Genomic DNA, 22,431 nt, shown 5'->3' with positions numbered 1-22,431 from the left:
CACATGAGCACGGATTTTCCGCTTCTCCTTAGCGGGATTGACTGCAATCTATCCCCAAGCCCGGACTACGCCATGCGCACTTTCGCACACCTGTTCGACTCGATGTTATTGCAGTAATCTCACAACTAAGTTCGTCCAAGTCGCTAATCTGGTCACTGTGAAATACAGCGTGGTTCCGATGACAGCAGGAGACTTCAATCTCCGCCTGCAAGAAGCAGTGGCTCTCTACATCACCGCGATGCAGTACAACCCCGCAATCTTGCCCGGTCGTCTCCACGAATGGCAGAAGCAAACCACTCAACCCGGCTTCATGGCTGCTGCAGCCATAGCTCACCCCAAAGAGCTCTCCCCTGCCCAGGCTCTCCGCGACCCGCGCTGCAGGTTGGTTGGCATCGGCTACTGCCGTACAGGATTGGACACGCACTGGTGGTATCGCCAGGTAAGAGATGGACTGCTCATGGACGGGCGCTCGCTACCGGACGTCGTCAAGCTCTTGGGCAACTACGCCGAACTGTCTGAGATTCACATACACCCCAGCTTTCAGGGGCGGGGACTCGGTAAACGACTGCTCCGCGAGTTGGTCGATTCCCGCCCAGAGACGCGAGTTCTGTTGTCAACCCCGGAATACCCGAATGAGGCCAATAGGGCATGGCAGCTCTACCGCCAATTTGGTTTCAAGGATGTTTTAAGGAACTTTTATTTCACAGGGGACTCCCGTCCCTTCGCAGTTCTAGGAGTAGATCTTCCCCGTGACATCATCACCGAGTGAACCTTCCACACCACGTCGACGGCTTTCGCCTCTGCGCATTGCCACAGCAATGGCCGGAATTGCCGCCATCTTGCCGCTCAGCGGCTGCTTTGACGCACAGGCTGGCATTACCATTTCCGGCGACGACAGGGTCTCGGGCACAATTCACGTAACACCCACGGAGGAAGTCCGTTCCCAATTTGAGCAGTGGCAAGTACCGGAAGATCTCTCCGACCGCGTCTCGCAGGGAGTAATCGACTCCTCCACAGGAAAGATGGAAGTCTCGTTCAACGAGCTGCACTTCATTGAACTCACCGATACGCTCCGACAGCTTTCCGACGATCGCGTAGACATCGACCTAGACCGTACCGGTGGCGGCAAGATTTCGATGAACGGCCACATGGATTTGACTCACCTGCCCGGCGCGAAGGTTGATTTCGTCGTCGCGTTCCCGGAGCAGGTTACTGACTCCAATGGCCGCCAGACCGAACCGAACAAGGTGGAATGGCAGCTCGCCAGTGGCGAGAACCATAATGTATGGGCTTCGTCGCCGGCTGGATCCACCAAGCGGAATCAATTCCTATTATTTGCCGGTGTGACCACAGCCGCCGGTGTCCTAGCCTCAGTGCTAGGTGTCCTGTGGGCGCGAAGAGTTCGCGACATGCAGGACTTTTAGCAATTAAAAACCGCCGCGCAGCATATCCTGGCCGGTGCCCCATTCGGGCGCCATGCCGAGGTTGTGCAAAACTTCCTGGGAGGCGCGAGCGAAGTTCATAGTCATAAAGTGCAGCCCCGGCACGCCTTCGGCGATGAGCCGCTCTGCCATGTTGGTCGAAAACTCGATACCAATCTTGCGAATCTCATCTTTATTGGCCTGCTCGTCACCATCTGCTGCCTTAATCAGGCGTTCCTCCAAATCGGATGACAACTGTGCCCCGGAGAGCTCAACCTGCCTGCGCACTGAGCGCAGCGATGTAATCGGCATCAGCCCCGGAATGATGGGCTTGGCACCGTGCACTGGGTCGGCTTCCACCAGGCGGTCTCGAAGGCGTAAGTAGTGCTCAATATCGAAGAACATCTGCGTAATCGAGTATTCGGCTCCCGCGCGCAGCTTGGCCAGCGTGTACTGCGTATCATGGTCCAAATCCGGCGAGCGGTAGTGTCCTTCCGGAAACGACGCAATGCCGATTTCAAACTTCTCGAACTCCGGCTCGGCCTTAATCAGCTCAATCAGCTCGCTGGCGTAGTGCAGACCGCCCTCGGTCTCCACCCAAGGACCAAGCGGGTCTCCCGGTGGGTCACCACGCAGAACAAGCAGATTCGTCAGCCCCGCGCTGAGATAAGAGCGCAGGATTTCCCGCAGCTCGTCGACAGTGTGCTCTACCAATGTCAGGTGCACAAGCGTTGTAAGCGGCTGCCTCGAAACGCGCTGGGCGATTCGCAGGGTGCGGTCGCGGCTAGAACCACCGGCGCCGTAGGTCACGGATGCAAAGGAGGCACCAAGATCATGGAAAGCCTCAGCTGCTCGAAGAAGACGTTCCTCGGCGGCGTCGTCACGCGGGGGCATGAACTCGACCGAGAAGGGAATACTGCCCGCGCTCGGCATTGAAAGCGCCTGGCGGATTGTCACTTGGCGGCCTGGCGACGGTGGCATTGTTGAGGACATAGTCACTCATACTAAGCGGTGTCCTATTCTTGAGTCAGCATTACCCGTCATCGACGAGAGGCTCACATGAGCGAAGAACTGGATTTGGCCGCGCTGCAGCCCCGCGAAGTACCAGCTGCTGTTACCAAAACGCTGGAGAACTACCTCAAAAGCCGTGGCGACGATGTCGCGTCGGTCGATGCGGTGTACACCGAGGCCATAGATTCGCTCCATTCCTTCGTCCTCAATGGGGGCAAGCGCGTGCGTCCAGCCTTCGCCTGGCAGGGGTGGTTGGGAGCAGGCGGCCTCGAAGGCCGTTTCTCCCCAGCCGAGGATTCCCAGGCTGTGATGAACGCGGTGAGCGCCCTGGAACTCATTCAAGCCTGTGCACTCATTCATGACGACATCATCGATGACGCTGATACGCGCCGTGGCGCACCGACTATCCACAAGGTATTCGAGGCCAAGCACGAGGCCAATAGCTGGAATGGAGCCGCCGACCGCTTCGGTATTTCGGCCGCAATCCTCATTGGCGATGTTGCTCTGACCTGGGCTGATGACATGATGCACTCTTCAGGCCTCAGCTCGGAGGCGCTAACCCGCGCACTTGTCCCCTGGCGGGCGATGCGCACTGAAGTACTTGGCGGCCAACTGCTCGATATCACGGCCGAAGCCAGCCGGGACAGTCGCGTCGAGACCGCTGAGAAAATCAATCTGTTCAAGACCGCCGCCTACACCATCGAGCGGCCGCTCCACATTGGTGCTGCGATTGCCGGCGCCCCAGCGGAATTGGTTGAGGCCTACCGCAGCTTCGGCCGCGATATCGGTGTGGCATTCCAGCTCCGCGACGATCAGCTGGGTGTTTTCGGCGATCCCGAAGTCACGGGCAAGCCTGCCGGCGATGACCTCCGCGAGGGCAAGCGAACCGTACTGGTCGGCCAGGCTTTAAGCCTCTACCTCGATTCCGCACCTGAAAAGGCCCGCTTTATCGATGAACGCCTGGGAGCGGTCTCGTCTGCTGCAGATATTGATGAGCTACGAAATCTCATCGCTGATTCCGGCGCTGCCGATGCCGTCGAACGTGAAATTGACCGCCTGACCAGCCGCGCTTTCTCCACTATCGAGAATGCCGACCTGCCTGCAACGTCGCGCGAGAACCTCATTGCTATGGGCGTTCGCGCCACCGCTCGTCAGCATTAGACCAGGTGTTGCGTAGTCATGCCCGCTGCTTCCCCCACTCGTGCCCCCATTAATTCCCCGCGTCTGCGACGTGCGGTCACTCGTCCTCATAAGGGCTCCAAACCACGACTGACCATCATCGGCGCAGGCCTGTCCGGACTTACCGCCGCGCTCTACGCCATCGCCGATGGCTACGATGTCACCGTTGTCGAGCGGGGAAGTTTCGTCGGCGGACGCTGCGCCAGTGAACCCATCACAGTCGATATCGACGAGCAATCGCTCACCGCAGTCTTCGACACTGGCGCAACTGTATGGACCATGCCCTCGCTTGTCGACGATGCCCTCGCCGCCGTCGGCCTCTACGCGCGCGATATCGACCCGGGTTTTTCGGCCTCCCCAATCACGCCCACCTACCGTGCGGAATTTGCCACCCGCGGCGGACTCGACGTGTTTTCCAACGAAGACATGATGGCCGATGAACTCGCGCGCTTCGGTGCCTCTGACTCCACCGTCGCCGGTTACCGCAAACTTCGCACGTGGCTGCAAACTCTCTTCAATGCCTGCTTCGACAACTTCATGTCCCGCAGCTTTGACCGCGTTACGGACCTATTCACCGGGCCCGGCGCGCTTCGCGACCTCACTACGCTCCTCCGACTCGGTGCCTTCGGCGCCCTCGAACCTAAGATTCGTGCCTTCCTCGGAGATAATGATCTCGCTCGCGTTTTCAGCTTCCAGGCGCTTTACGCAGGTGTGCCTCCCGCTAAGGCCCGTGCGGTCTACGGCTGCATTTCCCACATGGATACCTCGATGGGGGTTTACTATCCGCACTCCCCCGCATTTGGTTCGGGTATAGGCGCCGTCAGCGAGTTGCTCGCCGAGGCCGTCCGTCGAGCTGGCGGAACCATCGACTTCGGCGTTGATGTCACTGGGCTGAAAGTTGACGAAGCAGGCTTTGTCTCCGCCATCACCACGGCAACTGGCGAGCGTCCCACCGATGCCGTCATCGCTACGACCGATTTACCTGTGGTGCAGAGCTGGCTTCACGACGCGGCTACCTCTGCCGCCGGTAGCTCATCGAAGCGGCGAGGCCTTCGGAGCGTCGTAAAGCGGACGGGAGCGCGACGGTTGTTCCCAGTTCGATTTTCTCCATCGGCGGTGGTGGCGCACGGGCTGATTCCGGTTTCGGAGACTGCGACGTGGCCGAAGCGGCATCACCTGATTTCGTTTGGCGAAAAGTGGAACGAAACCTTTGAGGAGATCTCGTCACCGCGCCATGGAAAGCTAATGTCGGACCCATCATTGCTGGTCACCCGGCCTGCGGTGAGCGCGCCGGAGCGTATTGTCACAGATGCGAACGGCGTGCAGTGGGAGCCCGTCAGTGTGCTCGCGCCGTGCCCCAACTTGCAGTCGGCCAATCTGATCTGGTCACGAATCGGTGGGGACTACGTTGCGAAAATAACCGCTGAGCTGGAGCGGCGCGGACTGACCGGGATTTCTACGAAGTGGCGAGTCGGTCGGATCGATACCCCTCAGCAGTGGCAAGAACGCGACATGGGCGTTGGCTCGCCGTTTGGGCTGGCGCATCTGTTCCGACAGACGGGGCCGTTCCGTCCCCGCAACTTCTCTCCGAAGATGCCAAAGAATCTGACGCTGGCGGGATCGACGACGGTGCCGGGGGTTGGCGTGCCGACGGTCATGATTTCGGGACGACTTGCGGCACAGCGGTTTGAAACGCCTTAGCTCATGAATGTCTCCCGGATGTCTGCCGGTGGTCACTGACCAACTAGGATTAATGCATCAGCAATGTATCGATTGTTTAGGTTGACATGAATTTATCGCGGAGTGCTCAGCTGGGTGTCTACGGTGGCATCCTCATTGCTCTGGGCTCCTACGGTTCCGGTGCGAATCGCTACCGTGGCGGCCTTGTCCACGCTCTGGGACTCGACTGGATCACCTACGGTCACGGTCAGATTTTCTGTGAGATTGTGATTTGGGTAGGTATCGCCCTGCTGCTTATCTCGTGGCTGCGCATCGGGCGGGAACTGCTGTTCTCGAAGGGGACCACCCGGGACATTGTGGCCGGTTCTGCCCATGCTGGCGACGCAGCAGACGCTGCGGTTCCAGCGAACGCTGGCGGCGATGAGTCCACGTTGCGTCGGTTCAATTCAATCCTGTTGGCCTGGGCAATTCCCCTCGCGCTGGCCGCACCGCTGTTCTCTCGCGATGTCTATTCGTATCTCATGCAGGGCGCGATGGTCCGCGATGGGTTTGATCCCTACACCGAGGGAGCTGCAGCTAATCCAGGGCCGATGCTGCTGGAGGTATCCGCAGATTGGCGGAATACCACCACCCCGTATGGCCCGCTGCATCTGGGAATTGGCGAGGTCATCACGCGGATTGTCGGCGACAACATCACCGTCGGCGTGATTCTCTACCGCATTGTGTGTCTGCTGGGCTTCGCCGCCATTGTCTGGTCGATCCCGCGAATCGCCCGGGAGCTTGGAGCAAATCCGGCTTTCGCACAGTGGCTCGGTGTGCTCAATCCACTGGTGCTACTGCATCTGATTGCGGGTATGCACAACGAGGCACTGATGGTCGGATTGGTCAGCCTGGCACTAGTCGCCGCACTGCACATGGAGCACATGCGGGGCGGCCTAGTCGCTGCTGTCCTCATCGGAATCGGCGTCGCGCTGAAAGCCACCGCTGTCCTGGCGCTGCCCTTCGTCGTGTGGATTGTGTTGACCAGGCGCGAGCCCATCGCCACGGTTCAAGAGATGCTGCGCAAGATTCCGGCGATTGCCGGTGTGGGCATCGTGTTGGTCGCAGTCTGCGTCGGCACGCTTGCAGTGGTGACGTGGCTGACCGGCTCGAGCTGGGGCTGGATTTCCGAGATCAGTGGCAATACCAAGGTGATTAACCCCCTGGCAGCACCGTCAGCGGTCGCTGGTGTGATCTCGGGCGTCATGGCGTGGTTCAACGACGACATCGGTTTCAATGTCATCGTCAGCCACACACGCGTGGTCTCCTCTATCATCATGCTGGTGGGACTCGTGATCTCCTGGTTCTACTTCCGAGCCACCCCTCGTAACAATGTCGCTGGCATGATTGCCGCCTACGTGGTGGCCTGCGTATTTAATGCCGTGGCACTTCCCTGGTACTACGCCAGCTTATTGACTCCCATGGGAACGATTCGCCCGCCACGATGGGTGGTTCAAGGCACCGTGTTGTTCACATTCATCCTGTCGCTGTCCTTCGCCGGCGGCGGCAATCACCGCTTCTACGACGTGCCCTGGATGGTTATCATTACCGTTCTCGGCTGGCTGGCCGTCGGCTGGCTGACCACTGGAAAATTCAGCTGGAAGTACCCGTGGCGCGACGATAAAACCGCCGCAGACACGGATTCCACGGTGGCACCCCTGTCGCGGTCAACCGAGGTCGCATAGTTGTCCATGCCCACCCCACAGCCTCTCTCGACCATCGCGCTGCCACAGTCCTACGAGCTCTGCCGCGATATTATGGCCTCCCACGGTCGCACGTATTCCCTGGCCACGCGACTATTGGCACCCCGCCAACAGCGTGCGGTGTGGTCTCTCTACGCCTGGGCACGCATCGTCGATGACTACGTCGACTGCCCCGCCGACGCCGACCGCTCCCCCACGCACATCGAAGCCACGGTCACACGTTTAAGCGAGCTTTTCCACTCAGCTGTCGTCATCGGTTCGCTTGACGACGTCCACCGCGACCGCGACCGTGCCGTCATCTCGGCGGCCGCACAGACTTTTCGCGACTACGACATCGATCCACAGCTCTCTGCGGACTTTGTTCACTCCATGTTGATGGACGTGCCCGACACATCGTGCCACATTGCGCATTTTGAAACATGGGAGCAACTCGACTCGTATATGTGGGGCTCCGCAGCAGTCATCGGCCTTGAGATGATGCCCATCCTAGGCACCCGCGCAGGGGTCTCCCGCGAGGAAGCCACTCCCTACGCAGAGCTCCTGGGAAAAGCCTTTCAGGTGACGAATTTCCTCCGCGACATCGCCGAGGATTTTCGCCGTGGCCGTATTTACCTACCACTGAATGAGTGGGAGGCCTTCGGAGTGGGTACCGAGGAGATCGGCTACTGTGCCGCCACGGGACAGACGACCCCGGCGGTACGTCAGGCATTGGCCTTCTTCATCGCTCGCAACCGCGCACTCTATGCCGAAGCCAGCAGCGGCGTGGACATGTTAGAGGTGCCAGGGCGTCAGGCTATCCGTGCCGCGGAGATTCTCTACTCAGACATTCTCGGCGAAATTGAGCGCATGAACTACAACGTCTTTGCGCAACGCGCTCAAGTGGGACGCGCTCGAAAAGCAAAAATCGCCCTCCCGCTGCTTTTCACAGCAGTGGCCGGGCGATTACGACAGGAGCTATCGCGGGCGTAGGACGGCGGGCGTAGGACGCCGTCCGGGTCTTTACAACGCCATAGCCTGTGCGCGGCGCATTACTTCGCGTGCAAGGTGACCGTGCAGGGCGTCCACCGGACGTCCAGGCAGAGATTCATCTTCGGTGAATAGCCACTCCAGCGTTTCTTCTCGCGTGTAGCCGCCGTCGGCAAGCAATGCGAGTGCGCCAGGTACAAAACGCGCGACCTCATCATCTTCAAAGAAGCGGGCGGGAATTTGTGCAATGCCGTCGCGGTGGACTGCAATAAGGCGACCCTCCTGCAGCAACGCGTGAATTCGGGTGACGGTGACGCCAATGAGGTCAGCGGCATCGGGCAGCGCAAGAGTGGGTTCGTCGGCGCTCAGGACATCGTGGCAAGTTGGAATCTTTCTCACACTGGTCACTTTAGCGCGTTGGCCTTGCAGTAGGTACGTCCCCATATACTTATTAGAAGCAACTGATTGGAACAGGGAAGGCTGGTTTATGTCGCAGCTTGTCGAGGGGCAGATTCTCGATGGTCGCTACCGCATCGGAGCCACCATCGCACACGGTGGCATGAGCACCGTGTACTGCGCCACCGATTTGCGGCTCGATCGCAGGGTGGCCGCAAAGGTCATGGATCCGCGTTTTGTCGACGACGAGTCTTTCCGCATCCGCTTCGAACGTGAGGCCCGCGCGGTCGCGCACCTCAATGACGAGTCGCTCGTCAACGTCTACGACCAGGGCACGGACCCGGCGGGGCATGTTTTCCTCATTATGGAATTCGTCGACGGTGGGACCCTCCGCGAGCTGCTCCGTCAGCGCGGTCCGATGCCTCCGCATGCAGCTGCCGTCGTAATGCGCTCGGTTCTGCGCGCCCTATCGGTGGCGCATTCCCGCGGCATGGTGCACCGCGATATCAAGCCGGAAAATGTGCTGATTGCCTCGGACGGGCGAGTGAAGCTGGCGGACTTCGGTCTAGTGCGCGCGGCCGCTGATGCCAAGGTGACCTCTAACTCGGTCATCGTCGGAACCGTCGCTTATCTGGCTCCGGAGCAGGTCACGGGTGAATCCATCTCCCCTGCCTCCGATGCGTATGCGGCGGGTATTTTGCTCTTTGAGCTGCTTACCGGCACGACGCCATTCATCGCCGATTCTTCGCTGGGCGTTGCCATGAAGCGTTTGAACGAAGATGTCCCGCCACCTTCGGAGCTCATCGACGGCGTTCCTGAGGAGTTCGACGAGTTGGTCGCCCACGCTTGTTCCCGCAGGCCGGAGGATCGGTTTGAGACGGCCGAGGAATTCGGTGACGCACTCGAAGACATTGCGGACAAACTCGCGCTGCCACCATTCCGCGTGCCGTCGCCCGTCAATTCAGCAGCCGCCAACGCTGCCGCCATGGAGGGGCTCACAGAGGACTTCCACCGACCGGGCAACGACCATTTCGATGACAGACACGGCACCGCAGAGACGGCACCCGAGCGCTTCGGTCACGACGGCTATGGCTTCTCGACGGACGCACCCGGTAGCCCCGTTTCTTCCCGACCACCGGGACCGCCAAACGTTTTCGATGATTTCGACGACCCGAATGCTCCGGAATATCCGCTGCCGCCGGACACTCAGGGTCCACAGCACCCACAGCATCCGCAGCCGCGATCTGCTCAGACTCAGACGCCTAAGAGCCGTCGAGCTACCCGACAGCGGACGCGCCGTGGATGTGCATTGTGGCTGATTATCGCCCTGGTTGCCACGTTGGGCATGGGGCTTGGCGCGTGGTGGCTGGGCTCTGGCCGCTATGGCGAAGTGCCCTCTATCACTGGGCTGTCGCAGCCACAGGCGATGACCGCAATCAGTGAGGCGGGCTTTGAACCGGTGGTTGATGAGCGCTACGACAACGATGTCGCAGTGTCCCAGATTATTGGCTCGGACCCCCTAGCTGGAGCGCGGGTTGTCCGCGGTGATGATGTTCGCGTACTGGTCAGTCTCGGCCGCCCGACTGTGCCCGCATATCCCGCGAACCACTCAAAGGAAGTGTTCAGCGCTGCCCTAGCTAAGCGGACGTTGAAAGAAGAGGTCGGAGACCCCGTCTTTTCCGATGATGTCTCCACCGGCGGCTTGGTATATGCGGTTCCTGCTCCAGGACAGACCGTCGAAGTTGGCTCAGTTGTGACTGTGCATTACTCCAAGGGGCCAGCACCGGTGAAGGTGCCAAAGATCGTGGGGCTTCAAGAGGATGAAGCTCGTGAGCTGTTGAGCAAGGCCGGGCTGGAAGTCCGGGAGGTATCGGCGGAGTTTTCCTCCTCTGCTGAGCCGGAAGAGGTTCTTTCCGTGTCTCCTGAGGAAGGCACTGGCCTCGAACGCGGTAGTTCTGTGACGTTGACCATTAACAACGGCATCGAAGTGCCCAATGTAGTGGGCAAGTCGGAGGATACTGCTCGTCAAATTCTGCAGCGCGAGGGCATTGAGGTAAGCGAAGTAAAGGACGCGTCCTCCTCCTCGCGCGACTACGGCCGTGTTGACGCAGTCTCACCAAGTGCAGGTCGTCTGGTTAACCCCAATGATGCGACTGTCACGCTGACCGTGTCCAGAGCAGTGAAGGTTCCGCAGCTGCTGGGTAAAACTGTTGCGCAGGCACGTCGTGAAGCGGAGAAACAGCATCTTCAGCTCGACATCGACGGCTCTGCGAACGATGACGATCGCATCGTATTGCAGTCACCCCGACCGGGCGCTAAGGCCACGGCGGGTGACAGCATTTCGGTCAGCACTCTGTAAAAAAGTGCGGCGCTCTACTGAGTGCGGTGCTGCACTAGCTGGGCTAGTTGTACCTAGCTGAGCTGGTTGCAACTAGTTGCGCAGCATCTCGGCAACCAGGAAGGCCAGCTCCAGCGACTGCTGAGTGTTCAAACGCGGGTCGCAGGCGGATGCGTAACGGCCTGGCAGATCGACATCGGAAATGTCCTGCGCGCCACCGAGGCACTCAGTGACATCTTCGCCGGTCAGCTCCACGTGGATACCACCCGGGTGCGAGCCGATCGAGCGGTGCACCTCGAAGAAGCCCTGAACTTCGTCGACAATGCGGTCGAAATGGCGGGTCTTGTAACCATTGGAGGCCGAGTAAGTGTTGCCGTGCATCGGGTCGCACTGCCAAATGACCTTGTGACCAGAAGCTTCCACAGCCTCAACGATGGGAGGCAGCACGGAGCGAACCTTGTCATTGCCCAGACGCGAAGTCAGGGTCAGGCGACCTGGCTGGAAGAACGGGTCGAGCTTGTCGGCGTAAGCGACAGCCTCCTCCGGCGTGGTGGTCGGGCCAATCTTCACACCGACGGGGTTGCCAATCATGGCAGCCAGGTTGATGTGGAAGTCCTCAATGCCACGGGTGCGCTCACCAATCCACAGCTGATGCGCGGAGAGATTGAACAGCTCCTGGTTGCCATCGTTTTCAGAAAGGCGCAGCATAGCGCGCTCGTAGTCAACAACCAGCGCCTCATGCGAGCAGTAAATCTGCGCGGTCTGCAGGTTCGAGTCCGCAACACCACAGGCAGCCATGAACTGCAGTGCGTGATCAATCTCGCGTGCCAGGTCCTCGTAGCGGGCGCCAGCCGGCGAGTTGCTGACGAACTCACGGTTCCACTCGTGCAGACGGTGCAGGTCAGCGGTGCCCGAACCTGTCAGTGCACGTACCAGGTTCATCGCCGCAGAGGCATTGGCGTAAGCACGCACCATTCGAGCTGGGTCGTGAACTCGAGCTTCTTCGGTCGGCTCAACGCCGTTGACCATGTCACCGCGGTAGCTAAGCAAACCGTCGCCGTCGATATCCTTCGAGCGCGGCTTGGCGTACTGACCAGCGATACGAGCCATCTTTACGACCGGGGTGGATGCGCCGTAGGTCAGCACAACGGCCATCTGCAGCAAGGTCTTCACATTGGCGCGAATGTGCGGCTCAGTATTGGACTCAAAGGTCTCCGCACAATCGCCACCCTGCAACAGGAAGGCCTTACCATTAGCGACGTCGGCAAGCTCCTGACGAAGCTTACGAACCTCAGGCGCGACCACAATTGGCGGCACCGATTCGAGAATGCGACGCACGTTTGCAGCGGCGCGGGCATCCCAGCTTGGCTGCTGTAGGGCTTGGCGGGATACGACATCAGCAAAACGCTCAGCCATGTCGCCGGGAAGCGGTGGCAGATCGGGCAGGTCATCTACAGGGAGATCAATAGTCCAACTCACAGAAGTTCATTGTAGTGCCCCTGCCAGAAGGGTGTTAGTCAGGTCACCAAATATTCGAATTCCGCTGCTTAATCGAGCGGCAATTTCTGTGCAATCTTTTGAAACTTCAGCAGATTGTGCTGGGCATCTGCCAGCGCGTCGTGCTTACCTGCAGTCTGTTTCGGCAACCGTGGCTTACCCGCCATCTCCCAGTACTGCTTGAGTTCACGGGTATAACGTGGCATGAACTGCGGCAGCTTGGTCATATCACCCCAAAGCTGCACCAACGCAATGTGATCGTAGGCGCCTACCCAAGCCCACAGCTCTGGGCTGCCCGTACCGGGTTCGGTGAAAAATGCCAGCAGTTCCTCGCGGATCGTGTCCCGGTTCTTCCACAGCGGAGATGAGGGGTTGGGCAGCTGATTGAGCACATTGGCCCGAACCCACGGCCCGGCCTTGCTCTCATTGAACTCGGTAGACACCGCGTAGTACTCGCGGCCGTCCTCAGCTACGACACCGATGGAGACAAGATCAATAGTCTTGCCGTCTTCAATAAACTCGGTGTCATAAAAATAACGCACGGTGTGGAATCCTCTCCAGCCTCGGCCTCGCGTCGGCTACCTCGCGACCAAAAGACCGTGGAGCCCTACCGAGCAAATCTTACCCATGCACCGAATCGCCATAGGAAGTGTGCAGCCCCACTGTCGCGAAAACTATCTGCGCCTAATTATTCTAGCGAGCGCGTCGGAACCAGCGACGAGGGGTCGGCTTCGGCCCCGGAGCCGGAGTAGTGAGCTCTCCACCCGGTTCGGTTCCCGCTGGATAGCCGGTGCCGGCCTCCAAGGACTTCTTCACATCAGTCGCGTAAGCATCGACATATTCCTGACCCGAAAGCTTCTGAATTTCCTTAATCAGGTCATCCGTCAGCGCCCTGGCCGCTTCATACTCATCGCTGTACTTGGCTTTGTACTCCGACGGATCAATCGGATCGCCGATAATCGTTCCGACCTTCACCGGACGAGGAATCCACGAACCAATCGGGTTGGCCTTCTCCGTATCAATCATCGCCATTGGGAACACCGGCACACCGGACTCCAGCGCTACACGTGCCGCACCAGTTTTACCGCGGTACAGTCGACCATCCGGACTACGGGTGCCTTCCAAGGAAATGCCCAGCAGGTCACCGCGTGACAGCACCTTCAAGCCTGCGTTCAGCGCATCGCGAGCTGCATCACCAGAGGTACGGTCAATCGGCACCTGCCCCACCGAGGAGAAGAAGAACTTCTGGATACCGCCGACAAAGCCCGGCGTGGTGAAGTACTCCGCCTTCGCCAGGAACGTCAGCTGACGACGGCAGACCAGTGGGAAGAAAAAGTGATCCATCACAGCAAGGTGGTTCGACGCCATCAGCGCTGGACCTTCCTGAGGAATCTTCTCACCACCGATGTAGTACGGGCGATTATAGATCCGCAGCCAAGGGCCAATGAGGATGTACTTAAAGAACTTGTACCAGCGATTATTCACAGTTTAAAACTATACAGGTTCAGTTGGTCCGACGATCCATCTCCGCAGCCATTCCCCCACCTTTTCGCGGGCGAATTCCCCTGCAATCCCCCAATTGACGCTTTACGACGATGTCGCACCCTCGGCAGCCACAACGCTGCGCGCAATATCCGCCGCACCGATCAACCCAGCATCCGCACCTAGTTCAGCGACCCGCACATCCGCTACCGGACGATAGCCAGCGCCGGTGAGATTGCGGGCAAACTCGGCCTTGGCCTTGTCCAGGTATAGATCAGACGCCGAGGCAACACCGCCACCGATAACAATCAATTCCGGATCAAAGACATCGCCCACCATCGACAGGCCACGCCCCAGCCAGGTAGCAAAGTCATCAATCGCAGCTAGAGCCAATTCATCCCCCTGGCGAGCAGCCGAGACGACATCGGTACCAGTTACCGAGCCGGCCACGAGCCCGTCGGTAAGCCGCGAGAAGTAGCGACCGGATTCAGAGAGTTCCTGAGCGGTGGTAACCAACGCCGTACCCGAGCAGTAACGCTCCAAGCAACCACGCTTTCCGCAGGAGCAGGGACGACCATCCGGCACAACGGTGAGGTGGCCGAATTCCGGCGCCGTGCCGTACGCGCCACGGTAAATCTCACCCCCCTGCATCATCGCGCCGCCGATTCCCGTACCCAGCGCAAACAGCACCCAATTATCCGCACCGCGAGCCGCACCAAAGCGATACTCACCCCAGGCGGCCGAGTTAGCATCGTGCTCAAGCTGCAGCGGACATGGGAGAAGCAAGGATAAACGCTTGACGACGTTCGCATCGCGCCACGGCAGATGCGGGGCAAAACGAACCGTCTGGCGGTCAGAATCCAAAAAACCAGCTACAGCTAAACCGATGGCGCTGACATCTGGAAAGCGTTCAACCAAGCGCTCGGATGTCTGGACAATGCCACGTTCAATGGCATCCACACTGCCGTCAGAACTAGTCTGAACTCGATACAGCACCTGCCCATCAGCGCTGACCACTGCAGCGCGCAGGTTTGTTCCACCAATATCAAAACCGATAGCCGGGCGATCAGCGGCGTCGGACTCGTCTGAGCTCGGATGAATCGGAATATCGGTGGACATAACAGTTGATTATAAAGGGATTGCGCAGGTTCGGAGAATTCGGCGAGCCCGAGCAGCCATGACCTCCCAGGTCCACGACTGCACAACATGCTCCCGACCACAGGCTCCCATCGCCGCCGCGCGCTCCGGATTATCCAAAATCTCAACCAGCCCGGTGGCGACGCTGCGCTTCGAGGCCCCGTCGACAACGATGCCAGTTTCGCCATCGATAACTGTCTCCGGGGCGCCACCAGACTTGCCAGCTATGACAGGGACACCGCAGGCCTGTGCTTCCAAGTAGACAATGCCGAGGCCTTCTACATCGAGGCCACGTCCGCGGGTTCGGGCGGGCATGGCAAAAATGCTGGCCGCATTGTAATAGGCGGGGAGGTCATCATAAGAGACCTTGCCGGCAAAAATAACCTGCTCGGAGACCCCGAGCTTTACTGCCAGCTTTTTCAATTCTCGGTTCAACGGACCAACGCCCACGATCAGCAACCTGGCATCCGGGTGCTGCTCAAGAACCTTAGGCATGCTGCGAATCAGCATATCTTGGCCTTTTCGGCGCACTAGCCGAGAAATACAGACGATAAGCGGCTGGGACTCACCGATTCCGTGGTGCTGCCGGATCTTCTGTCCCGCCTCGGGGTCCGGGGAAAATCGCTCGATATCGACACCGGAAGGCAGGCGTTCAAATGCTGTTTGCGGACCAAAGGCTGCCGCAAATCGACCACGGGTGTAGCGGGAAATATAGGTCACAACATCGGAGCTCTTACCAATGCGCCTCAGCATCTGGCGGGCCAATGGCAGCATCGACCAGCCCACTTCATGTCCGTGAGTGGTAGCAACGATGCGGGTGGCACCTGCGCGACGGCATGCGTCGGCAAGCAAACCAAGTGGCGCGGCGGCACCAAACCATACGGTGTCAATGCGTTCGGTGCGAATAATCTGAGCGGCGCGACGAGCTACGTGCGGCAGTGGCAGCAGCACGGAATCACGCATGCGATAAACACGGTACGGTAGCGACTCGTCGTAGGCGCGGAGCTTTTCTTCGGGGGCTCGCGAGGACGCGAGGACTACGAGGTTCTCCGGATCCAAACGAGCACAGAAATCACGCAGGTAGGACTCGATTCCACCATCGCGAGGCGGGAAGTCATTCGTAATGAGCAGTACGCGCGCAGACATGGAGCCGAGTTTATCTACCTTGACTAAAAGGACGCGAGGTCACCTGCCGCTAGTTAGAAGCGGACAGCGCCTTGGTACGGGCCACCTTGGTCGATGGAAACGACCTGGACTGGAATACCGTAGTCGGAAGCATGGACAATCTGACCATTGCCGATGTACATGCCCACGTGCGTGATTCCCGGGTAGTAACCGATGATGTCGCCCGGCTGCAGCTGGTCGCGGCTCACCGGAGTACCACCGGCGAGCTGTGCCTGCGAGGTCCGCGGGATGGACTTACCAATCTGCTGGTACGCCCAGTACATCAGGCCGGAGCAGTCGAATGCGGAGGGACCAGCAGCTCCCCACGAGTACGGGGAACCCAGCTTCGACATCGCGGCATCAACTGCGGCGGAAGATCCGAGCAGTTTGTCCAACCCTTCGGTAATTGGGTTGTTCTTGGAAATCCAGATTTCCCGCTGTTCGGGGCTCAGCGATTCAACCATGGACTTGACATGCTCGGCGCGCTCATCAAATTCGGCGCTGCGCTTGTCCAAATCATCGCGGCGCTTGGCCAGGTCATCGAGCTGCTTGCGGATATCGCCCTGCAGACGCAGCGCATTGGCCTTGCCATCCTCGGCATCCTTGCGGGCTTGCACCGCACGGCTGACGACTTCATCGTTGTCGCGGAACATCTTGTTGATGTAGCCGGCACGGTCGATAGCGTCCTGAGCACTGGAAGATCCCAGGGCGGCAGACAATGGGTCGACGATTTCACCACGCATCCGCTTCTTCGCGAAGTAGGAAATCTCACCAGAGAGCGCCTTGAGATTATCCTGTGCTCGGAGAACCTGATCCTCAGAGTGCTTCAGTTCCCCTTCGGCGTGCCGGAGTTCCTCTTCCTTGGCCTGAACCTGAGAATCCAGCTCGGTAACTTCCTCAGAAACCGCTTCGGTATCCCGAGAAATCTTCTCCAGCTCTGCAATAATGCCGTCTGCAGTAGCCAGATCCGGGGCTGGCTGTTCATCCTGCGCAGAGGCAATCGGCGCCAAACCTACGGAGCCAAAGGTTAGCCCAGTCACGACCGTAAGCCCGACTACACCGCGACGAGAGTTGTGGCGACGGCGAGAGGCACGGTGACGCGACAAATCCAAACCCTTTTCAAGTTGTGTATTCAAATTTCTTCCCCGAAAAACAAAACATCAAACCACTTGACGCATTCGAGCAAATTGTAGCAGCCTTGCCGCGGAACAACACACCGACAAACCGCCAGCACAAAGGGGTATCCAAAGGGAGTAACCAGGATAGCCCTTCGACTCCACGCATTGCGTAACCGCAGTAGAAAAACAAAAAATGAGGCGAGTGCCCCTATAGTGCTTTACGACGCGCATAGCGTCAGCACCCGGGCGCTCGCCTCAGTGCCCCCTCGGTAAAAAGAGAGCCAAGGCTCTGCGGGGCATCAAGGCCCCGCAGGTTGTCATCCGTTCAAACAGATTAGAAGCGGACGAAGTTGTGAACCGGCATGTAGTTCATCGGAGCTTCCTTGACGACATCGCCGGACTGCGGAGCGTGAATCACGTTGCCGTTGCCGGAGAAGATGCCGACGTGGGTAGCGCCAGAGTAGAAGGAAACGATGTCACCCAGTGCCGGGCTGGAGACCGCGGTACCCTGGGAAGCCTGCGCCTGGGAGGTACGCGGGATCGACTTACCGACCTGCTGGTATGCCCAGGAGGTCAGACCGGAGCAGTCGAAAGAGTTCGGACCGGTAGCGCCCCACACATACGGGGAACCGATCTTGGAACGTGCAGCGGAGACGATAGCCGAACCAGTGGACGGTGCTGCAACGTTTGCAACGCTGCCGGAGGTAACCTCACCTGCGATGTCGTTGAACTTGCCAACAACATCCTGCATACCTGCAACCTGCGGGGTATCGAAGCCGTTCAGTGCGCCCTGGATGTCGTTCAGCGGGTTAGCGTTAGCGGTCGGAACTGCGAGAGCGGTAACGCCGGCGACAGTTGCGCCAAATGCGACTGCGTTGCGTGCAAAGTTAGAACGGCGGTGGTGCTTGCCCATTGTTTTGAAACTCCAAAATCTTCCTGTTTAGCCGACCGGGTTAGCTGACGGGTTCGGAAGAATGGAAGACTTCCTACCCTCCGGGATTTCCCTTTGGGATTCACCCCATGGTTCGAGGTGGGTCCCCGGCTCGAATCCCCTGAGGCTCTCACTACTTAGACCCTCAGGACCTTCGATAAGGCTCTGTGTTTTCTTATCAATGACCGGCACCAACTCAGTGGCCCCGTTTCAATGTCTCGATAAGGTTACGAAATGGCATCAAGTTTTGTCTAGCCGTTTGCCCAGAAAACCGCTCGAGGCCCGGTTGTTACCATCGATAGAACTAAACCGTTACCAAGCTGTTACAACTAGACACTCCCCCTATAGCGGAATAATAACAGTTTGATAAACGTGTCACTACCTGGCATTTTGAAGTCCGCCGAGAACTTTACACTCAATGCCTTAAAGTCGACACATTTTTATCGCGGGCTCAAAACGTGTTTTATGTCACACTCCAACTTGTGGCGGCTCAATTTGCTCAAGTTTCACAGTTTTAACACCGCTAGGAGCGCTCAGAATAGGATTATTGATGTGGATTCAGGACAACAGCACTTCCCTCTCGAAGGCACCGTCGATGATTCTCTTTTCAACACCACCTTTGTCGTCGTAGACCTAGAAACGACTGGACTGAAGGCCAAGAACGACCACATCATTGAAATTGGGGCCATCAAAACCCGTGGCGGTAAGACGATTGGCACCTTTTCCAGCTTCATCGACCCCGGCATGGAGATCCCCGACCACATCACATCTCTCACCGGTATCACTACCGCCGATGTTGAAACTGCCCCACAGCTCGGCACAGTTATTACTCAGTTCCTCGAATTTGCCCGGGGAAGCGTCTGGGTTGCGCATAATGCCAAGTTCGATATTGGATTCCTCCGCCAGGCTTGCACAGATTTGGGCCTAGATTGGCCGAGCCCCAGTGTCGTAGACACTCTCACGTTGGCGCGTCGCGTCCTCGACCGCTCACAAGTTGGCAGTTTCAAGCTCTCACAGCTCGCACGGTACGTCGGTTCTCCGAATCACCCCACCCACCGGGCGCTTGACGACGCAATCGCAACCGTCGACGTCCTTCACTACCTCATGGAGAGACTAGCTGGCGATGAAGTACAAACAGCGTCCGAGCTAGTGCACTACTCGCCCACCGTCGCTCCAGAGGTTCGTGCTAAACGGCACCTTGCCGATGGAGCTCCGCACACCCCTGGTGTCTATGTTTTTCGGTCAAGAAATGACGACCCCTTATATATAGGTACAGCTCTCGATTTGCGACGTAGACTTCTGCAGTATTTCAACGGCACTGATTCTCGTCGCAAGATTACGGAAATGGTCTCTCTAGCCGAACGCGTCGAGATCATCGAGTGCCCGCACGGCTTCGCTGCAGAAATCCGCGAGGCTCGTCTGATTTCTGCACTCCGTCCGCCCTACAACCGACAACGCACCGAACCAACCCGCGGCTGGTACATCGTCCCCACTAGCCCCGGTCGGCCTGCCAAGATTAGCCGGACAGTCACCGACGCCCGCGGCCTAGGTCCTTTCCGCACGCGCGACACCGCTACCGCCATCCGCGACAGGTTCTCTGCGCTTAACGACGACTTTGCGATAACAACCACCCAGATCTCTACCACCGGTTCCAACGAGATCGCAGACATGATTGCAGAGATATCAGCACTTGCCGAAGCACACCGCTTCCAACGCGCGGCAGTGCAGCGTGACCGCACTGCGGAGTTCATTATCAGCTTGGACAAGCAGCAGCGCCTGAGCATGCTTGCCGCCATCCCATCTCTGCAAGCCGCTTTCCCCGATGGCAATGGAGGCTGGCACCTAGCGGAAATTCGCTACGGCAGGTTGGCCGGCGCCAGCACCGCACCACGTGGCGCGGATATGAACTACATCATCGACCTCATGGAGAGTTCGGCCCAAACAGTCACTCCAGATGACTCCTTATATAAAGGAGCATCAATTGATGAACTCAGTATTATCTGGAAATGGCTGCAGCGCCCGGAGGTACGAATAAAGCCCACCGGAGGCGAGTTTTCCTACCCTAGGCTGGGCGCAGGAAAATACCTTCAGTGGGCAATTGACGCGCAGCAAGCACGTCGTGAAGCGCGACGCGAACCTTAACCCTTCATCGCCGCGGTAAGGATGTCCAAGCACAGCCCCGACTGGAGCGTTTCCTTGACCTCTTCAATGGAGTCGGCCATAGCTTCCTTTAGTGGACGGCCACTCAGACCACGCGAAATGGCGATTGCGGCGGCGGAGTTAAGGATGACTGCATCGCGAATTGGGCCTTCGAGCTCGCCAGCCCAAATGCGACGTGCAACATCAGCGTTGTAAGCAGGGTCACCGCCACGCAGCGCGTCAATTTCGGAGTACTCCATGCCATAGTCATGTGGATCGATGACATCTTCGGCAACTCCACCGTTTTCCACAATAAAGACCTTGGTGGGGCCAGTAACGGTAATCTCGTCGAGGCCATCGCTTCCGCGAACCACCAGCGCGCGCTGACCACGGCGGGCGAAGGTGTCCGCCATCGTCTCCATCTGATCTTCGAAGGCACAGCCAATCAAGCTCGCCTGCGGGCGTGCTGGATTCGTCAGCGGCCCCAACAGGTTGAAGACTGTCGGAACCGCTAGCTCCTTACGCACCGGTCCAGCGAAGCGCATGGCCGGATGAAAGCGAGCGGCAAAGAGGAAGCGCACGTAGAAATCCGGATGTTCCGGAGAAGTAACGAGACCGTTCTCAATGTCGATGCCAAAGGCCTCCAGCATGTCAGCTCCGCCCGACTTCGAGGAAGCCGCGCGGTTACCGTGCTTGAGCACCGGCACACCGCTGGCCGCGATAACAATCATGGACATCGTGGAGATGTTGACGGTATTTGCGCCATCACCACCGGTGCCGACGATATCGACTGCACCGCGCTCAATAACACCGGCGAGCTGTGGATCATGAACTGGGCGGGCAAATGAAAGCATGCCCTCAGCCGCAGCATCGAGCTCGGCAGCCGTAATCCCCTTGGCGAGGAGACCGAAAGCAAACGTTGCGGTCTGCACGTCTCCGGAAGCACCGGACATGATCTGATCCATGGCGAATCGAATGCCCTCACCGGAAACTTCGCGGCCAGCGCCAATCGTGGAGAGAACATGGCGCCAGTTTTCGACCGCCCTCTTATCGCCGATCTCGCTCATCGCCACTCCCTTCCACTAGATAGTCAAGTCTGTATTCGTACTTTATTAATACAACTGCACCTAGGTACTGCTGGCTATCCCGCCCACCAGGCGCACCACATCACAGGGCTGTTGAAAAAATCCCACCGTGATGTACGTAATAAGACAAGATACCTCCCCCATATATCCAGCGCATCACCAGGTCCACCTTTTGCGTTCACCGAAAATCTCACCCCCATTGGGGCAACTGGAAAAATACGATATTAAACAGAGCCGAACCTGCGATAAACTAACCGACAGCCGATGCCGCAGTATCGCTAACCCAGGTTCACCGGAGGCGAACTTGGCAGTCCAGGGGGATGGACACCACGCACCTCGGCACAACAAAACCCTCGAATTCACCCGCGTCGGATAAAGACACCGGAAAGTTCCCAACAGGGGGAAAAATTAGTGAAATTCTCAGAAACCTTTCCTCGCGACCTGGGATTTTAGGAATTTTTATACAAAAACGGGGGTTGCAACGTGACTACTCCTTAAGAACAGTACATACTGTTAGTTGTGACGAGCGCAGTTGAAAATCAAGGTATGACAGCACCACGTCGTGCTGCGACACTGAACCGACCGAATATGGTCAGTGTCGGCACGATTGTGTTCCTGTCTCAGGAATTAATGTTCTTCGCCGGTCTGTTCGCGATGTACTTCGTGTCACGCGCGAACGGCCAGGGCGATTCGTGGGATTGGGGTACCGGCCACCTCAATGTCCCGTACGCACTATTGATCACCGTGATCCTAGTGTCGTCTTCGTTCACTGCCCAGTGGGGCGTGTTCGCGGCCGAGCGTGGCGACGTTTTCGCACTCCGTAAGTGGTACGCACTGTCCACCGCCCTGGGTGCAATCTTCCTCGTCGGCCAGGCTTACGAGTACTTCACACTGGTTAGCCACGGTCTGACCATTCAGAACTCCATTTACGGTTCGGTCTTCTTCATCACCACCGGATTCCACGCAGCCCACGTCCTCGCGGGTGTGCTGGCTTTCGTTGTGGTGCTTATCCGTACCTCCAAGGCGAAGTTCACCCCGGCACAGGCCACTGCTGCCATCGTGGTCTCGTACTACTGGCACTTCGTCGACGTCGTGTGGATTGGCCTGTTCATCACCATCTACTTCATCCAGTAGGCCGTATTGGC

At 58.4% G+C, this 22,431-nt stretch carries 19 protein-coding genes and 1 riboswitch; of the genes, 9 read left to right on the top strand and 10 right to left on the bottom strand.

Translation table 11 applies throughout. The features are described from left to right. The first annotated feature begins 178 nt into the window (after positions 1-178). Both QKE19_RS01860 and QKE19_RS01855 read left to right on the top strand, forming a co-directional pair. A complete protein-coding gene (locus tag QKE19_RS01860; protein ID WP_048731193.1) occupies positions 179-769 on the top strand; it encodes a GNAT family N-acetyltransferase in 591 nt (196 codons plus the stop codon). Continuing rightward, entirely contained in the window at positions 750-1,424 is a 675-nt protein-coding gene (locus QKE19_RS01855) for a DUF3153 domain-containing protein (RefSeq protein ID WP_016423011.1), read from the top strand. The genes QKE19_RS01860 and QKE19_RS01855 overlap by 20 nt, the downstream gene beginning before the upstream one ends. Positions 1,425-1,427: 3 nt before the next feature. Here the strand turns inward: QKE19_RS01855 and metF are convergent, their stop codons facing one another. Next, positions 1,428-2,402, bottom strand: a complete 975-nt coding sequence (gene metF / locus QKE19_RS01850) for a methylenetetrahydrofolate reductase [NAD(P)H] (protein ID WP_101738820.1) — start codon at positions 2,400-2,402, stop codon at positions 1,428-1,430. A gap of 78 nt (positions 2,403-2,480) precedes the next feature. On the opposite strand from metF, the gene QKE19_RS01845 reads away from it, so the two are divergent. The 4 genes from QKE19_RS01845 to QKE19_RS01830 all read left to right on the top strand — a co-directional run bounded on the left by QKE19_RS01845 (position 2,481) and on the right by QKE19_RS01830 (position 8,002). Further along, positions 2,481-3,593 (top strand): polyprenyl synthetase family protein, encoded by a 1,113-nt coding sequence (locus tag QKE19_RS01845; protein WP_048731197.1) that lies wholly within the window; start codon positions 2,481-2,483, stop codon positions 3,591-3,593. A gap of 18 nt (positions 3,594-3,611) precedes the next feature. Beyond that, complete coding sequence (crtI, locus tag QKE19_RS01840; protein ID WP_048731199.1) at positions 3,612-5,312, top strand: phytoene desaturase family protein; 1,701 nt, start codon at positions 3,612-3,614, stop codon at positions 5,310-5,312. An 86-nt stretch (positions 5,313-5,398) separates the two neighbouring features. Next, a complete protein-coding gene (locus tag QKE19_RS01835) occupies positions 5,399-7,015 on the top strand; it encodes an alpha-(1->6)-mannopyranosyltransferase A (RefSeq protein WP_048731201.1) in 1,617 nt (538 codons plus the stop codon). 6 nt (positions 7,016-7,021) lie between these two features. Further along, positions 7,022-8,002: a phytoene/squalene synthase family protein gene (locus QKE19_RS01830; protein WP_016423016.1), complete on the top strand. Its 981-nt coding sequence runs from the start codon at positions 7,022-7,024 to the stop codon at positions 8,000-8,002. 30 nt (positions 8,003-8,032) lie between these two features. Here the strand turns inward: QKE19_RS01830 and QKE19_RS01825 are convergent, their stop codons facing one another. Further along, the gene (locus QKE19_RS01825) at positions 8,033-8,407 is read right to left on the bottom strand and encodes an Rv2175c family DNA-binding protein (RefSeq protein WP_005510311.1); all 375 of its coding nucleotides are present in this window, start codon (positions 8,405-8,407) and stop codon (positions 8,033-8,035) included. 79 nt (positions 8,408-8,486) lie between these two features. On the opposite strand from QKE19_RS01825, the gene pknB reads away from it, so the two are divergent. Then, positions 8,487-10,754 carry a Stk1 family PASTA domain-containing Ser/Thr kinase gene (pknB, locus tag QKE19_RS01820; protein ID WP_347890218.1) on the top strand — a complete coding sequence of 756 codons (2,268 nt, stop codon included), beginning with the start codon at positions 8,487-8,489 and terminating at the stop codon, positions 10,752-10,754. A 72-nt stretch (positions 10,755-10,826) separates the two neighbouring features. On the opposite strand, the gene QKE19_RS01815 is transcribed toward pknB, so the two are convergent. The 7 genes from QKE19_RS01815 to QKE19_RS01785 all read right to left on the bottom strand — a co-directional run bounded on the left by QKE19_RS01815 (position 10,827) and on the right by QKE19_RS01785 (position 18,044). After that, complete coding sequence (locus QKE19_RS01815; RefSeq protein WP_005510339.1) at positions 10,827-12,212, bottom strand: 3-deoxy-7-phosphoheptulonate synthase class II; 1,386 nt, start codon at positions 12,210-12,212, stop codon at positions 10,827-10,829. Between the two features lie 68 nt (positions 12,213-12,280). Next, positions 12,281-12,772, bottom strand: a complete 492-nt coding sequence (locus QKE19_RS01810; RefSeq protein WP_016423018.1) for a polyadenylate-specific 3'-exoribonuclease AS — start codon at positions 12,770-12,772, stop codon at positions 12,281-12,283. A 151-nt stretch (positions 12,773-12,923) separates the two neighbouring features. Continuing rightward, a complete protein-coding gene (locus QKE19_RS01805; protein ID WP_016423019.1) occupies positions 12,924-13,715 on the bottom strand; it encodes a lysophospholipid acyltransferase family protein in 792 nt (263 codons plus the stop codon). Positions 13,716-13,817: 102 nt separating this feature from the next. Continuing rightward, the gene (locus QKE19_RS01800; protein ID WP_147721787.1) at positions 13,818-14,831 is read right to left on the bottom strand and encodes an ROK family glucokinase; all 1,014 of its coding nucleotides are present in this window, start codon (positions 14,829-14,831) and stop codon (positions 13,818-13,820) included. Positions 14,832-14,840: 9 nt separating this feature from the next. Then, positions 14,841-15,995 carry a glycosyltransferase family 4 protein gene (locus QKE19_RS01795; protein ID WP_049190492.1) on the bottom strand — a complete coding sequence of 385 codons (1,155 nt, stop codon included), beginning with the start codon at positions 15,993-15,995 and terminating at the stop codon, positions 14,841-14,843. 53 nt (positions 15,996-16,048) lie between these two features. Beyond that, complete coding sequence (locus QKE19_RS01790; protein WP_049190494.1) at positions 16,049-17,149, bottom strand: NlpC/P60 family protein; 1,101 nt, start codon at positions 17,147-17,149, stop codon at positions 16,049-16,051. 316 nt (positions 17,150-17,465) lie between these two features. After that, positions 17,466-18,044: a C40 family peptidase gene (locus tag QKE19_RS01785; protein ID WP_048731217.1), complete on the bottom strand. Its 579-nt coding sequence runs from the start codon at positions 18,042-18,044 to the stop codon at positions 17,466-17,468. A gap of 14 nt (positions 18,045-18,058) precedes the next feature. Continuing rightward, positions 18,059-18,201: riboswitch (cyclic di-AMP (ydaO/yuaA leader) on the bottom strand. A gap of 413 nt (positions 18,202-18,614) precedes the next feature. Here QKE19_RS01785 and QKE19_RS01780 point away from each other — a divergent pair. Continuing rightward, positions 18,615-20,204: a DEDD exonuclease domain-containing protein gene (locus QKE19_RS01780; protein ID WP_347890217.1), complete on the top strand. Its 1,590-nt coding sequence runs from the start codon at positions 18,615-18,617 to the stop codon at positions 20,202-20,204. Here QKE19_RS01780 and trpD read toward each other — a convergent pair. Then, entirely contained in the window at positions 20,201-21,268 is a 1,068-nt protein-coding gene (gene trpD / locus QKE19_RS01775) for an anthranilate phosphoribosyltransferase (RefSeq protein WP_049192934.1), read from the bottom strand. The genes QKE19_RS01780 and trpD overlap by 4 nt on opposite strands. Before the next feature lie 537 nt (positions 21,269-21,805). On the opposite strand from trpD, the gene QKE19_RS01770 reads away from it, so the two are divergent. Continuing rightward, positions 21,806-22,420: a heme-copper oxidase subunit III gene (locus QKE19_RS01770; RefSeq protein WP_088611596.1), complete on the top strand. Its 615-nt coding sequence runs from the start codon at positions 21,806-21,808 to the stop codon at positions 22,418-22,420. Positions 22,421-22,431: the final 11 nt, after the last annotated feature.

Origin of the sequence: Corynebacterium sp. c8Ua_99 (assembly GCF_039907185.1) — a bacterium.
GTDB classification, from domain to species: Bacteria; Actinomycetota; Actinomycetes; order Mycobacteriales; family Mycobacteriaceae; genus Corynebacterium; species Corynebacterium jeikeium_D.
This window is presented reverse-complemented; position numbering and strand designations above follow the sequence as displayed.

What these genes read in the sequence shown, in the direction of transcription:
- QKE19_RS01785 (WP_048731217.1), bottom strand. Translation starts at nt 18,044, where the DNA reads ATGGGCAAGCACCACCGCCGTTCTAACTTTGCACGCAACGCAGTCGCA.
- QKE19_RS01830 (WP_016423016.1), top strand. Translation starts at nt 7,022, where the DNA reads ATGCCCACCCCACAGCCTCTCTCGACCATCGCGCTGCCACAGTCCTAC.
- QKE19_RS01795 (WP_049190492.1), bottom strand. Translation starts at nt 15,995, where the DNA reads ATGTCTGCGCGCGTACTGCTCATTACGAATGACTTCCCGCCTCGCGAT.
- QKE19_RS01845 (WP_048731197.1), top strand. Translation starts at nt 2,481, where the DNA reads ATGAGCGAAGAACTGGATTTGGCCGCGCTGCAGCCCCGCGAAGTACCA.
- pknB (WP_347890218.1), top strand. Translation starts at nt 8,487, where the DNA reads ATGTCGCAGCTTGTCGAGGGGCAGATTCTCGATGGTCGCTACCGCATC.
- metF (WP_101738820.1), bottom strand. Translation starts at nt 2,402, where the DNA reads ATGCCACCGTCGCCAGGCCGCCAAGTGACAATCCGCCAGGCGCTTTCA.
- crtI (WP_048731199.1), top strand. Translation starts at nt 3,612, where the DNA reads ATGCCCGCTGCTTCCCCCACTCGTGCCCCCATTAATTCCCCGCGTCTG.
- trpD (WP_049192934.1), bottom strand. Translation starts at nt 21,268, where the DNA reads ATGAGCGAGATCGGCGATAAGAGGGCGGTCGAAAACTGGCGCCATGTT.
- QKE19_RS01800 (WP_147721787.1), bottom strand. Translation starts at nt 14,831, where the DNA reads ATGTCCACCGATATTCCGATTCATCCGAGCTCAGACGAGTCCGACGCC.
- QKE19_RS01860 (WP_048731193.1), top strand. Translation starts at nt 179, where the DNA reads ATGACAGCAGGAGACTTCAATCTCCGCCTGCAAGAAGCAGTGGCTCTC.
- QKE19_RS01835 (WP_048731201.1), top strand. Translation starts at nt 5,399, where the DNA reads ATGAATTTATCGCGGAGTGCTCAGCTGGGTGTCTACGGTGGCATCCTC.